This window comes from Shewanella sp. BF02_Schw, from assembly GCF_014596695.2.
In the GTDB taxonomy this organism is placed as follows: Bacteria; Pseudomonadota; Gammaproteobacteria; order Enterobacterales; family Shewanellaceae; genus Shewanella.
Genome location: NZ_JABKAW020000003.1, coordinates 93,843 through 109,088, shown reverse-complemented (window position 1 = coordinate 109,088; position 15,246 = coordinate 93,843). Strand labels below are relative to the sequence as shown.

Sequence of the window (15,246 nt, the reverse complement as noted above, 5' to 3'; positions counted from 1 at the left end):
GTGATGGCTATGTCCGTAAGAGCAGCTTGCCGGTGAGCCGCAATGGCTCTTATCACTTTGCTCAGCTGCGATGCCTTTATTAGGGAAGCATTACAGTGATGTCCTTATTACGATCTTTTTTGGTAAGACCAATTTACCTTGTGGATTTTAGCATAGCGTTGAGATTGCATCACTTGGTATCAAGAAAGTTGATGTTTTGTTTACTAGAAGTGAGAGCTGGATAACAAGTTAACAGCAAAATTAGATCAGTAAATTTGCCTAATAACTCACCTCGTAAGCAATACTCATTTCAGAATATTGTGTCACATCAATATAATTGATACTGGGTATAATTATTATTCAATTATATTTAAGACTTGTCTACGGGATTATTAAGAATTATAGAGAAATGACCGCTGCAGTAGCTACCATGGTGGTTACAAAATAAATTGGTCGAGTGCTGGCTGAAGGAAAGTAAGATTGGCTTTGGTGGTTGATAATGTCAGTACTTGAGAAGCATGAAATTGATAAACATGAATGGATAAAAAAAACGGCATCCGAAGATGCCGTTGTATCAATAAACCTATCGCTTATAACGAATAGTTTAGAACTTATAAGAGGCTGTAGTATGGAAGAAGCGACCTACGTTGTCATAAGCTGAGCTTGTAGTATCAGTACCTGTATAACCGTATGGTAATTCACGGTTAAACACGTTATCGATACCAAACTTCAAACGAATACCTGAATCGAAGTTGTATGCAACTGCCATGTCGTTGATAAAGTAATCGTCAAATTCCATGTTGCTATTAGGATTCGCGTTTAAGGCTAATTCCTTATCAGTATAAAGGCTTACACCCTCAACATAGCGCGTTCTCCAGCTAACATCCCAGCTATCGATTGAGTAACTTAGGCTCCAGTTTGCTTGCCATTCAGCATAGCCTGCCGTGCCTGCAAGTTCTTCAAACGTATCTGGTTCATCCTGGAATGAAAAGTCTTTACGTTTTAATAGACGAGTCGCAATAAGGTTAGTGCGTACATCACCACTAAAGGCTTCAAAGTTATAACCAATATCAAAGTCGATACCAGCAGCTTCAAGAGATGCAATGTTTAACGAGAACTGTCTAATTTGAGTAATTTCGTGGCTAGTTGAATCACGAGTAATCAAACTACAGTATTCGTTATTCACACCAGATGGAGAATCAACACAACGGTCGATAATATCTTGGGCGCCAACAGCACTGATTGCATTTTCGATCTCGATATTCCAATAATCGGTAGTGATCGATAATCCATCAATAAAATCAGGTTGATAAACAATTCCTAACGTGAAACTTTTCGATTCTTCTGCTTTTAGCTCGCGATTACCACCACTTAATCCTTCAAGGGTTTTATCGTCGTAATCAGCGTCAAAACCAGCAGGGATCCCTAGCGCCGCACAGTTAGCCTGGCGTTGAGTTGGATCAGCTAGATCATTTAAGTTTTTAGCACGACAAGAGTCATCTACAGAGAAGAATGTTTGGCTTGCAGCACCATAAAGCTCACTGATGTTAGGTGCACGAATAGCTTCTGAGTATGTAGTACGAACGCGGATCTGATCATCAACTTCCCAGCTTAAGCCCGTTTTCCATGTTGTTGCATTACCAATGGTGCTGTAATCAGCAAAACGTATTGCAAGATCTAAGTCTAGCTGACGTACCATTGGTAAATCGGCTAGCAAAGGAAGCGTGATTTCAGCAAAAATTTCGCTTACATCAAAATCGCCTTTATCTTCGCCCAATGCATTGAAGAAAGTACCTGCTGCATTTGAAGGTTCAAATATCTCACTTTCTTCTTTACGGTATTCAACACCAGTAGAGAAGCCTGCATAACCGGCAGGTAATTCAAATAAACTAGAGTTAGTTAGTGAGCCACCTAATACGGTTTGCTTAATAATCGATGTACCAGTTGAAGCGGTATTAATATAGTTAATAGCATCTTGACTTGGCGCGCCAAAACCAAAAATGTTGACTGGCACACAGCCTGCATCTCTAGCTGACTGATCACGACATACTGCAATCCCGTTTTCTAATACAGAATCAAGGGCGTTGGTGTAATTGTCATAGATTAAGTTATTTTTATTAACGCGCTCTAAATCAGTTTGACCATAAATAGCATAGGCATCGTAATCCCAATCTTGGAATACTATACCTTCAAGACCGATAACATAACGTTGAGTTTCGCGAGTATCATCTTCAATACGCGCACCCAAGTCCGTCATAAAACGACGAATATTAAGTGTATCTAATGGCGCTGAATTACCGTCGCTATCTTTGTTTGCTTTCATTAAAGCAACCAGCTCAGGATTGATAAAAGCATTATCAATTTTGATATCGTTGACCGGGTTACCAAAGAAAAATGCCGGTTGGCCTTCATCTGTTGATTGGCTGTTAACGTATTTAGCTTCAAAATAAACGTTATGATTATCGTTAAGCTGGTAGTTTGCTTTAAAGTTAATATTGTAACGTTCGAATTCTGGTTGTAATTCGACAAACTGGTTTAAGTTAGTGACATCACAATTTGCACAACGAATACCATCAACATTTTGACCGCTATAAACATCGCTTAATGAGCCATCAGGATTAAAGCTTTTCCAACCATCTAAATTGAAGGTACCGGCATTACTAATCGTGTAGTGACCGGCGTTAGGAGTCCATATTTTGTCTGGATCTGATGGGTCATTGTTATCTTCAGTGCGGTTTTTATTTGCTAGGCTCGAAAAAGCAGTTGAAGTCTGATCGCGATCAAATGCTCTTAATTGCTCTTGAGCGCTGTATTCAACCGCAAAGGCAACATTACCATCACCTTGTGCAAAATCAGAACCATAAGATAATGAGAAACGGTCTTTATTGTGGCCACTATCGTCAGCCCAACCTTTGGTTGCTGATACATCTAAGCCATTAATATCTTTCTTTAAAATGAAGTTTACAACACCGGTTACCGCATCAGCACCGTAAATTGCAGATGCACCGCCGGTAATCACTTCTACTCTATCGATCCATACACTTGGAATGGTATTGACGTCGACTGAAGAAGTACCTGCAGAACTTGATACATGGCGTTTACCGTCCACTAACACGAGTGTTCTGGCGGTACCCATGCTTCTTAAATCGAGCAAGTTAAGACCCGAAGTACCAATAAAGCGGCCTGAGTTGGCAAGTGAGTAGGTGTTACCTAGTGCAGGTAATTGGTTTAGCGCTTCACCAATATTTGTTACACCAGTTGATAATAACTCGTCGCCAGTAATTACTGTAACCGGCGTTGGTGCAACAGCACCTTCACGAATAATACGTGAGCCTGTTACCGATATTCTTTCAACAGTTGATGCTGGATTAGCTTGATCTTCTGCTGCAAAGGTATTGAATGTGGTTGCTGCAGAAACAGCGACACCACTGATTAGCGCAAAGCGAATAGCTTTGGCTAAATGCGAATTAACTTGCATATTTTAACTCCCTAAAATGTTTTTTTATTATGGTGTAATCATTCAGATCATTTTTAATATAAAAATGAAACAAAGTTACACAGCTATCGATATAAGCACACCTAAATAAAAAAACAATATCAGGCCATCAGGTTGGTAATTAGCTGGGTATATACAATTAAGCTCATTTTGATTAACAATTTGATATCACAAGCGCCAATAAGTTGTAATAATGTAAGTATCAAGATTACAATGTTATTTCAAGTAGCTTGCGTTGTTAATAAATGGTTTTTAATATATTGGTTTGTTGTGTTGTTTGTGGCTGCCGAAATTTAATTTGTTAAAAAAATGTTCATAAATTATTTTTAATTTTTATATGAAAAATTATAACCTAGCGTTTTTTTTAGGTAAATTACCGATTTAACATATTATAACTTTTTTTCATGAGTTTAATTAATGTGGTTTTTACGTAAAAAAATCTAGGTTTTGACCTTCGTTGATAATAGATTATTATTCATTATTTGAATATTAATGATTTTTAAGTGATTTTTTATGCGCTTCGTTATTATGTTTAGCATGATGTTGATTGTCATAGATGATTGTCATAGATGAGTTTTTTATAAACAAAAAAGACTAGTAAGAAACATTGCAGATACTTTATCAATAAGCGCTATTCATAAGTACTATCCATAAGTACTATCCACAAGCACCATTAATATTGAACACTATCCATCATTTGTAATGGCTAATAAAATCCTAATTCACTACCGTAGGTTTTTATAATCACAAAATAAATCAGCAAATAACATCGATGATAAAGCCTCATGTAGATAGAACGCTGCGACATAAATTATGGCTACTGCCGTTTTTTATTGGCAAGTGTAGGCATATGATTATCTATCGTAATAGCGGAAACAGAGTAAATACCCATTATGATATCTTGCTCTTCATTAACGGTGAGCAGTATAGATAGACTTTGCACGGGTTACCGTTTTAGCTCAGTCAATAATAGTTAGGTCTAAGATTACAACGATGAACCTGCGACATTACTTTGGGGTAACTGCGGATTAAGTGTATAAAAGCTGACACGATACTGATTTAACAGACTCAACAGCCGCAAACATAATGGTTTACATTGCATCGCGAGATAACTACGAATAACCGTTACTGCACATCAGTGCTGACATCTACATTTACATCAATATCAGTATCAGTCCCAATACCAATACCAATACCAATACCAATACCAGTATCAGTGATCAATCCATCAACTCTTCCATTAACTCTTCCATCAACTTTACCATCGGTATCATTCTATTTTTTCAGATGTTGGTATTACGAATTGTGAATCAATATTATTGATGGTTGCCATCATTATTATCAAATTTTATTCTGATTATTTCAAAGGTAGTCTTATGTTTCGACAAGAAGGCCGCCATGAATAGTAGAGTGATAATACATGTCTCACTGTTCCTACAATATTTATGCTGCAGCCAAAGAATAACCATTAGTTTATTTGGAATGTAGTTTATGACTGCTTTAACAACAAAAACTTCAACAGTGCCGATACAGAGTGCTTACACACAAGACGCTGCGAATAGTGCAGTTATCAACATGTGCCAGCAAGCTGAACAATACGGGCAATCTAAAGTCATTAAGTCGCACCTTGAGTCATTCGGTTTAGCTATTTTTGCCGGTGCTTTTATTGCGTTGGCTTTTGTTTTTTATATTACGGTAACGACTGGAACAATTGGTCCTTGGGGGCAAGTGCGCTTTATTGGCGGTTTAGCGTTTAGCTTAGGGTTAATTCTAGTGGTTATTTGTGGGGGGGAACTTTTTACCAGCACAGTCTTAAGCAGTGTTGCATGGGCTCAAAAACGGGTTACTACTAGAGATTTATTGATGTGTTGGACTCGGGTCTATGTTGGCAATTTCATTGGCGCTATGTTGATGTTGTTGTTGATTTTAGGGGCTAAAATGCACCTGCTCAATGATGGTCAATGGGGCTTGAATGCATTAAATATTGCGCAACACAAAATACATCATGATTGGAGCCAAGCATTTATTTTGGGCATATTATGTAATGTTTTGGTGTGCCTAGGTGTCTGGATGACGTTTTCCAGTAAAGACGTACTAACCAAAGCCTTCTTACTGATGCTACCCGTTGCCATGTTTGTCAGCAGTGGTTTTGAACACAGTATCGCTAACTTGTTTATGGTGCCGCTGGGGATCATGTTGCAACAATTTGCATCGGCGGATTTCTTTAACGCTATTGGTGTACCCGCAAGCCAGTTTGCTGATATCACAATAATGCATTTTCTGTTTAATAATCTTATTCCTGTCACGTTAGGCAACATCGTCGGCGGTGCGTTATTTGTCGGTCTTGCTTATTTAATGATCGAACGATTAAAGCACTCTAATGCTAATCATACAGCGCCTATGGCGTTAGCCACGTTGGCATTAGCTGAATGTATTCCGGCGATTGACGCGCATATGTCAAACCAGGCTATTTCAAATCAGGCTATGTCAAACCAGGCTATGTCAAATAAGTCTGCTTCTAACCAGCCTAATTCAGATAAGCCAATACCTAACGTACCAATATCAAGTCGACCAATGGTCAGTCAATCGACCACAGATTTTTCTAAATCACATTCAGTATTAACCCAAATTCACCATGAATCTAACCTTACACCTTCGCTAAAAACGAATGGGAGAACTGCTATGCCTAAATCAATTATTAATCTTACTGTCAGTGAATTAATGCAAGCGACACCTTTTACATTATCACCAGAACTCTCTATTCATGAAGGACTGATGCAACTCACTGCTGCGCAAGAACGAGGAGCACCAGTTGTCGACAAACAAAATCGCTTATTAGGATTTGTATCTCAACAAGATTTATTAAGATGCTTATGGTCAGAAGAATATAACAAACACATTAACAGTCATGTTGCTGATTTAATGCAGACGCAAGTGATGACCGTATCTGGCAACGATAAAATTGCCGATCTTGTTGAGTTAATGGTTGTCGACAGAGAGAAGTTGTTTCCTGTTACCGCTAGCGGAATGTATACCGGTAGCCGCTTTATGAGTTATGAAGAACGTTTAAGACATGCTTCTGCGAATAAACCGAGTAGTTTTCCTGTTGTAAATGAGGGAATATTGCTTGGAGTTATTACTCGAGAACAGATAGCTACTAAAATTTGTTCGGTGATGGGATAGTCAACTCAATCGATAACGCCTTTCACAAGCCATCTAATGGTTAAGTAAAGGCGTTATCAAATACCATTAAAGCGTTTTACTCATGCGTCTTGCTTCATTTAGGACGCAATCACGAAGCGGATTATCACCCGCATCATTGCGCCATACAAAAGACAATTGACGCTGTAGGTTAAGCTGTGGTGTATCAATAATAACCAGCTTACCTTCAGCAACATCTTGCTCTACGGTAATATGGGGCAGGCAGCTTAAGTAAGACCCATTTCTGACCAATGCCTTTAACAGCAGTACATGTTCGTATTCTTTCCACACATTGAGTTTTTCAAGCACACCGTGGATAGCTCCTTCAAAAATGCGTCTGGTACCAGCACCTTGCTCTCTAAGCACCCATTTTGCTTGTTCCAATTGCGCTAAACTAATTTTTTCAGCATTGGCATAAGGGTGGTGCGGCGCGGCAACTACCACAAGATGATCATCAATCCACTTTTCTTGATGTAAGCGGCTATCGTCGTTACGCCCCTCAATAATACCAAGGTCATAGTCGTAGTTAATTAATCCTTCAACAACGTGTTCGGTGTTTTCAACCTCAAGATCAATCCTTAATTCTGGAAAATCATTATCAATTTTGCTGATTAAGTTTGGCAATAAATATTCTGCTGCAGTTTGGCTCGAACATAACTTAAATTGACCACTAATTATGTGTTGTTCGTGTAAGCCAAATTGAATTTGTTGTGCATCTTGAAGTAATTGGCGTGCTTTGGGCCTTAACCAATTGCCCCAATGGCTTAGGGTTAGTCGGTTGCCTTGTCTAATAAACAGCGGACGGTCTAGTAAATTCTCTAGCTGAGAAAGTGACATACTCACCGCTGATTGGGTCATCGATAGCTTTCTGGCAGCTGCGCTAACACTTTCAAGACTGGCCACAGCATCAAAAACGGTAATTTGTTTAAGCGAGTATTTCATATCAGCGTAATAGCTCCGTTTTATGAATCATTTAAGTATCAATAAAATTGATGTTTACTAGTGTTTACTTCAATAAGTAAAACGGAAGGCTGTTGCATAGGCAAGCGACTTATATCAACTTTGCAACTGAGGTTTAGTTTTTAGTATAAATAAATAAATATTTATCGAAATTAGACAAGGAGTTAGCAATATATGCGATGAGCATGATGCTTTTTAGTTGAACAACGTTTAGGCTTTATTATGGAGATGAAACAAAAAACCAGCCGAAGCTGGTTTTTATAATAGACAAATGTAGAGTCTATTCAAGCAATCTATTACTGTACGTTTTCGCTATCGCTAAACTCACCAGCAAATAACGCCGTTGATAAATAACGTTCAGCAGCTGAAGGCAATATAACCACAATAGTTTTATCAGCAAACTCTGGTAATGCAGCAATACGATTTGCAGCCACAACCGCGGCACCAGAAGAAATACCGACTAAGATACCTTCTTCTTTCATTAAACGACGAGCCATTTCAATAGACTCTTCGTTGGTTACCGCTTCAACGCGGTCAATAATAGATAAATCTAGGTTGCCTGGGATGAAACCTGCGCCAATACCTTGGATTTTGTGTGGACCTGGCTGAATTGGCTGGCCTGCTAATGCTTGCGCAATAACCGGAGAATCAACTGGCTCAACAGCAACAGAGGTAATGGTTTTGCCTTGTGCTTTTAAATAACGGCTTACACCTGTTAAGGTTCCGCCAGTACCAACACCGGCCACAAATACATCAACTTCACCATCGGTATCATTCCAGATTTCTGGACCAGTGGTTTTTTCGTGTATTTCAGGGTTAGCAGGATTATCAAATTGGCCAAGCACTAGGTATTTTTCAGGCGCAGATTGGCGAATTTCTTCAGCCTTATCAATGGCACCTTTCATACCTTTAGCGCCTTCTGTGAGCACTAAGTTTGCACCTAATGCTTTCAGTAGCTTACGACGCTCTAAGCTCATGGTATTTGGCATGGTTAAGGTTAATTTGTAACCACGTGCTGCAGCAACATAAGCAAGTGCAATACCGGTGTTACCTGATGTAGGTTCAATTAACTCGATATCTTTGGTGAGTATACCTTTCTTTTCAGCATCCCAAATCATGTTGGCGCCAATACGACACTTAACACTAAAGCTTGGGTTACGTGCTTCTATTTTTGCTAACACCTTACCGTTGCTAACGCGGTTTAAACGAACTAACGGTGTGTTGCCTAAAGTATATGAATTATCTTCGAAAATTTTGCTCATGGATTATTTGCTCCTATGGTTGCATCGTCTAATCATAATCTGCTCAGCAGGATTTAGAAGTGAAAGTTTGTTCTTCTTTATGCTTTTTAGTTATTAAGGGGTTTATTTTTATTCTAAAAACCCTATAGATGCTGCTATATTAGGCTTTTGGAGTCAATTGTCATCACTCAATGGTCTGACCATCAAACAAATTTAATTTAGTATGACGAGATTAAATCATAAAATACTAGAATAGCGTTAATCAGCAAAATGTTTCTCTGTCGTGCCACGCAATTGATCAGTAAGGTCGTCGATAAGCGATGTTAAAACCTTCAGTGATCCATATCGATGTATTTGGCGCTCAATGAACTTTCGCTAACTCATTCACTAAAAATGGTAGAGTAAAATGAATAAAGTTGTGATTTCAGGCAGTGGTTTATATACACCACCTTACAGTGTCTCTAACGACGAATTAGTTAATAGCTACAATAGTTATGTTGACCAGTTTAATCAACAGCATTCGGCCGAAATTGAGGCCGGGACCACGCTAGCGTTGGCATATTCGTCAAGTGAGTTTATCGAAAAAGCCTCTGGGATTAAAAGCCGTTATGTCATGGTAAAAGACGGTATTCTTGATACCAATATTATGATGCCATTAATTGCAGATAGACCTTCTGAGTCTTTGTCTATGCAAGCCGAGATGGGTATTGAAGCTGCGAACCAAGCATTACAACAAGCAAACTTAACGGCTGAAGATATCGATTTGGTTATTGTGGCGTGTGCTTATACCCAACGAGCTTACCCAGCTATTGCCATTGAAATCCAACAAGCTATGGGCACCAAGGGCTTTGCCTATGACATGTTAGTGGCATGTTCATCGGCTACGTTTGCGATTGTGAATGCCGTTAACGCTATTCGTGGCGGCACAGCTAATAGAGTGTTGGTCATTAATCCTGAGTTAACCTCGCCGCAAATCAACTTTCGCGATCGCGATAGCCATTTTATTTTTGGTGATGTTGCTACTGCAGTCGTGGTTGAACGCGAAGAGTTATCTACATCAAAACTTGCCTTTAACGTGTTGTCTACGCGCTGTGTAACCGAATATTCTAGTAATATTCGCAGTAACTTTGGCTTTGTTAATCGCTGCGACCCTGAAAATGCAACCACGGCAGATAAGCTGTTTCATCAGCAAGGTCGTAAAGTATTTAAAGAACTACTGCCGATGATTTACCAGCATTTGGACGCACAATTTACCGATGAACAAATAAAGCCTGAAGAATTTAAGCGCTTATGGCTTCATCAAGCCAATATAAACATGAATTTGTTTGTAGTGAAGAAGCTTCTTGGTGATAATGTTGAACCAACTCAAGCGCCTATTGTATTAGATGAGTATGCCAATACCGCTTCTGCGGGATCGGTTATTGCTTTTCATAAATTTAACCACGATTTTAAAACAGGTGATTTAGGCTTGTTGTGCTCATTTGGTGCAGGCTACTCTATCGGTAGTATCGTACTTGAAAAGTGTTAGATAGCTCGAGTACGAGACAATAATAAAGGTGACCATATTGCGAGTGTTGATTGTAGAAGATAGCACCACGGTATCGAAAATATTAAAACACATGATTGTTCAGGATCTTGGATACCATGTGGATATCGCACCTGATATGTCGAGTGCATTGGTTTTTTTAGAAAAAAATCAATATTTTGTAGTGGTTGCAGATTTAAATTTACCCGATGCTTCTGACGGCGATATTGTCAAGTTAGTGGCATCGTATTCGACTCCTTGTATCGTACTGACTAGTAATCTAGATGCTGCTCAACGTCGAGAAATCTTGAAACTCAGCATCGTTGACTATATCCCAAAAGATAAACGTCACAGTTATCAATATGTGGTCAAGTTAATTGACAGACTTTATCGCAATCAAGACGTTAAAGTATTGGTTGCAGATGATTCGCTGGTGAGTCGTAAGTTTGTAAAAATGCTACTTGAACAGCATTTGTTCAAAGTTATTGAAGCCAATGATGGTGAAGAAGCATTAGCCGTATTAGAGGCGCAGCCTGATATTCAGTTGCTTATTACTGATTACAACATGCCAAAGGTTGATGGTGTTGAACTTGTTTTGCGGGTACGTGAGCAGTTTAACCGTGAAGATATCGCTATCATTGGTTTGTCTAATGACAATGATGAAAGTTTGTCGGCAAAGTTTATTAAAAACGGCGCTAATGATTTTTTACAAAAACCGTTTGTGCATGAAGAGTTTCATTGTCGAGTGCTTAACACCCTTGATTCACTCGATATGATGCGTAATTTGTGGCGTAAAGCCAATCGTGATTATTTAACTAAAGCCTACACTCGGCGTTATTTTTTTGGTCAATACCAACAAAATGATTCGGAACAGAAACTGCTATCAGTGGCACTATTAGACATTGATTTTTTTAAAAAAATCAATGATACCTATGGCCATGATGTCGGCGATGAAGTGTTAATTGAATTTGTGCAACGCTTAGAAAACGCCTTTGGAGCTAACTTTACTGTAGCGCGTTTTGGTGGAGAAGAATTTGTTGTTGCTTTTAAAGGTTTAGATGCCATTAAAGCTAGCCTACTAGTGAATAAATTTCGGGAACAATGTGAAAGCAACCCGATAATGACCTCGGCAGGGGATTTGTCTGTTTCATTTAGTTGCGGCGTGTCTACCTTGAGTAATGAAACATTAGACCATGCACTGCAACGTGCCGATGAGTTGCTGTATAAAGCTAAAAATGCAGGTCGCAATAAGGTTGTTTCTCAGTAAGTTACTTCATCTGATGAGTTAGCTAATATAAGGCCGTTGATACTTGAGTATCAACGGCTTTTTTGCCTCGATGGCTGTCCCGACAAGGTTAATTGTAAACCTATTGGTTATGCCTAAAGCAGCCAAGCGTAACTGAGTTTCATGAAATAGGTTTTTTCGTCTTGGGTTAACGAGTCGATGTCATCATTAGCAATAAATGCGTCTGAATAACCGAGATAAAACACGCTTTGGGGATTAAGTTTATAGCCATAGAGCAATTCATTACCCATATCTTGATACAGTGTATTTGAACGTTGGTAACGATATAAGTCAGGGTCGCGCTCTATGCGAGTATACACACTGCTTAAGCGGATAAAACTGTTTAGCGTCAGCTGCCAATTGAGGCGCATATCACTGAGATTAGCGGTAAATAAACGACCATCATCGACGTCTAATGTCTGGTAGCGGTGTGATATATCAAGCACTAACGATTCCGTTAATTTCCATTCGATGCCCGGGTTCAACATGGTGATAGTTGCAGGCCTGTCATTAGCGAAATCAATGTCATCACCATAGTTCACATCTAGTTCTAATTTCAGCGATCCAATAGGAGTGAAGTTGGTGTAAAACCAACCTAAGGTTTCATTAAATTCACTAGTGTTATTCTCTATATCAATAATGCTCGGGTTGTGGCGTCTGCCCACTCGTTGTCGTTGCACTATCCCTGTGGCGATAAAACTTTGAAGTCCGCCGTCAAACTCGATATACATTTCTGCTTCTTGCTCAAGTCGTTCATTGTTTTGATTATGGGTAATGTCCCAATCGCCGCCGAGGTTAATTTTGCTGAAGAAATGATTGTCTGGATACCAAATGTAGCCACCGCCAGCGACAAATTTTGCGACATCAATTTTGTCGATAAAGCCAAGATCGGCACGGAAATCATCGCCTGTTGATTCATAGTGAGTACTGGCATACCAATTACGGCGTTCGTGTTGATAACTAACCGCGTACATGTTGTCGTTAAAATTATCGTCTTTATGGGTACGTAAAACGCGTTCGTTAATATTACAATCACCAAATTCGCATCGTTCAGATGGTTGTAAACAATCATCTGTATTGCAAAAGTTAGTGAATAAATCGTCCGGATAAGCTGTTTGTGAATGCGCATACTGTGCGGTGAAAGTATCTTGTTTCGTCGGTTGGTACTTTATATCAACACTGGCAACATAGTTATGATAATCATCCGCTTGTTTTAAGGTCACTAGGCCACCGATTGAAAACTCTCTGCTGGGGTCAAATCGATAACGAGCCGCCATGTTATGACTTTGCTGATCTAATATCGCCACATCAGAACTTAAATTGCCAGGGACTAAAAACTGGGTTTGAGTGTCATTGGCCGCCAATATTGCAACAGTATGGTTGTCGGTTTTGCTGGTCAATTTTAAACCATAATCTGGCGAGCTAATATTGCGGGTGTGTAGCAAATCTAATTGGGTATCAAAGTAATCTTTGTTATCTAAGAAAAAGGCGCGCTTTTCAGGAAAGAAGAGTGCAAATGTGTTGTTAACATCTAGCTGACCCGCATCGGCTTCCACTTGAGAGAAGTCTGGGTTAATGGTGGCGTTAAGTAAGGTAGTCGGTGTGATCCCCCAACGTAAATCTAATCCAACATCGACATTACTGTCATCTCTCCAAGGTTGGGCTTGTGTTACGTCTCGTTGCTGGCTTTGATTTGCCACAATAGAGGGCGTGAGTTGTAAGTCTTTACCCTGAGTTGCGCCGGCTAAACCCGATGCGATACCTAATTGGCATAACTGACATGACACGTTACGGTCGATTTTATGAGTGGATAAGCGATGGGTTTCATTGCGAGGATAAAAGCGAATAAGCTCAATGCCCCAAGTTTGAATTGGATTACTGTCATCAAAATTAAACAGTCTTAAGGGGAGTTGTACCTCAACTTGGAAACCGTTTTTGGTCAGTTTACCTTTGCTATACCAAATCCCGTCCCACGCATCACTTTCTTGGCCTGTGAGTTCATTTTCTATGGAATCACTTTGGACGCCATAAGGGTTAATAAAAAATTGGTAGGCTAAACGAGCATTATTGAAGGTATCCAGTTTAATACCCACCATGTCATCGCCCCAGGATTTGTCTCGATCACGTAGATTTGCCCTAATATTGTCCGGATTAGGATCGTGGGCAGTAAACGCAAAATATAGGCTGGTGTTCGACGCATAGACTTTAGCTGTGGTTGTCACTGGTGCAGCGGTATTCTCTCCAGGAGAGGTTTCATAACGCAGTATTACCTCGGTAGCATGTTGCCATGCAGGCTCGTTAAAGTCGCCATCAAGCTCAATATCTTCATTGATCGTCGGGATGTCGAGATGAAATTGCTGGCTCGACCCCGCAAACGCAGCAAAAGATAATAAACTGCTTAATATTACCAACGCTAACGTGAAGATAACGTCACAGGTGCGGGTTAATCGGTTGATTGGGGGTAAGCTGCTAGTTGGCATTAAGTCGTTGATCACTTTTACTCTTTTTTTATTTTTTGTTATTTGTCTTATTGTCGCAAAAAAGTCCTTAAAACGTAGGTCCGACTTGTACTAAAATCATCACTAAATTGTTACTGAATGTTAAATTAGCTTGCGTGAATGTAATAAAAAAGCCCGATAGTCGCTATCGGGCTTGTCTTGAGGCGCTGTAATCTAAGCTGGTCTCTGTTGGAGCATCCATGCATCCATGCATCCATGCATCTAAGCATTAATTCTCTACAGATTAATCTGGGGCAATACTGCTATTTTTGTAGGCGTCACGATATTTATCGACCCACATAGCGGTTGCACCACAAATGGCTACCGGCATAACGATAAAGTTTACAATCGGTATCATTGAAAACACTGTCACGGTAGCACCGAAGCTAAAACTAGATCCTTTAGTATTTTTGAGGGCGAACTTCATATCATCAAAAGGCACTTTATGATTATCAAATGGATAGTCACAATATTGAATTGCCATCATCCACGCAGTGAATAAAAACCATAAAATGGGCGCTGCAGTTTGGCCGATAATCGGCAACCAAAATAACACTAAAAACAATAATGCTCGTGGTAAATAGTATTTTAGCTTAATCCATTCTCGACCAAAAATTCGCGGCAAATCTTTGATCATATCGACTGAACCGCCGGTGTTTAAGCTTTTTCCGGTGAGATGCTGCTCGACTTTTTCGGCCAACAAACCATTAAACGGCGCTGCAATCCAGTTCATTACGGAACTGAATAAAAATGACATTACCACTAGCATTGTCAGTACGGCTAATGGCCATAATAAAAAATTCAACCAGCTTAGATATTCTGGGAGTTGTCCATCCATCCAGGTAAATAATGCTGTTAATTGTCCTAGTGCAAAATACATCGCTGAGGCGAATAAGACTAAATTGATCATCAGCGGTATAAAGACAAATGAGCGCAAACCCGGTTGTTTAATTAATTGAAACCCTTGGATAAAATAATTCACACCACTTTTCTTGGCGATTATTGAATTGGTAACCATTGAGACTGCCTATTTTGTGACTTATATTGTTGATTTTGACGAG

The 15,246-nt window shown here is 39.5% G+C and carries 8 protein-coding genes; 3 read left to right on the top strand and 5 right to left on the bottom strand.

What is annotated here, in order from left to right; translation table 11 throughout:
- Positions 1-583 precede the first annotated feature (583 nt).
- Positions 584-3,457 (bottom strand): TonB-dependent receptor, encoded by a 2,874-nt coding sequence (locus HNW13_RS13175; RefSeq protein ID WP_101088049.1) that lies wholly within the window; start codon positions 3,455-3,457, stop codon positions 584-586.
- Between the two features lie 1,593 nt (positions 3,458-5,050).
- On the opposite strand from HNW13_RS13175, the gene focA reads away from it, so the two are divergent.
- On the top strand, positions 5,051-6,658 hold the full coding sequence (gene focA / locus HNW13_RS13170; RefSeq protein WP_243756298.1) for a formate transporter FocA: 1,608 nt from the start codon (positions 5,051-5,053) through the stop codon (positions 6,656-6,658).
- A gap of 66 nt (positions 6,659-6,724) precedes the next feature.
- Here the strand turns inward: focA and HNW13_RS13165 are convergent, their stop codons facing one another.
- Both HNW13_RS13165 and cysK read right to left on the bottom strand, forming a co-directional pair.
- Positions 6,725-7,618: a LysR substrate-binding domain-containing protein gene (locus HNW13_RS13165; RefSeq protein WP_162022785.1), complete on the bottom strand. Its 894-nt coding sequence runs from the start codon at positions 7,616-7,618 to the stop codon at positions 6,725-6,727.
- Positions 7,619-7,932: 314 nt separating this feature from the next.
- Positions 7,933-8,898, bottom strand: a complete 966-nt coding sequence (cysK, locus tag HNW13_RS13160) for a cysteine synthase A (RefSeq protein WP_101088056.1) — start codon at positions 8,896-8,898, stop codon at positions 7,933-7,935.
- Positions 8,899-9,283: 385 nt separating this feature from the next.
- Here cysK and HNW13_RS13155 point away from each other — a divergent pair, with 385 nt between their 5' ends.
- Together HNW13_RS13155 and HNW13_RS13150 are read left to right on the top strand one after the other, a co-directional pair.
- Positions 9,284-10,405, top strand: a complete 1,122-nt coding sequence (locus HNW13_RS13155; protein WP_101088058.1) for a beta-ketoacyl-ACP synthase III — start codon at positions 9,284-9,286, stop codon at positions 10,403-10,405.
- A gap of 37 nt (positions 10,406-10,442) precedes the next feature.
- The gene (locus HNW13_RS13150) at positions 10,443-11,669 is read left to right on the top strand and encodes a response regulator (RefSeq protein WP_174839635.1); all 1,227 of its coding nucleotides are present in this window, start codon (positions 10,443-10,445) and stop codon (positions 11,667-11,669) included.
- Between the two features lie 113 nt (positions 11,670-11,782).
- Here the strand turns inward: HNW13_RS13150 and HNW13_RS13145 are convergent, their stop codons facing one another.
- Together HNW13_RS13145 and cysZ are read right to left on the bottom strand one after the other, a co-directional pair.
- Entirely contained in the window at positions 11,783-14,167 is a 2,385-nt protein-coding gene (locus tag HNW13_RS13145; protein ID WP_243756297.1) for a DUF5916 domain-containing protein, read from the bottom strand.
- A gap of 262 nt (positions 14,168-14,429) precedes the next feature.
- On the bottom strand, positions 14,430-15,203 hold the full coding sequence (cysZ, locus tag HNW13_RS13140) for a sulfate transporter CysZ (RefSeq protein ID WP_101088060.1): 774 nt from the start codon (positions 15,201-15,203) through the stop codon (positions 14,430-14,432).
- Positions 15,204-15,246 lie beyond the last annotated feature (43 nt).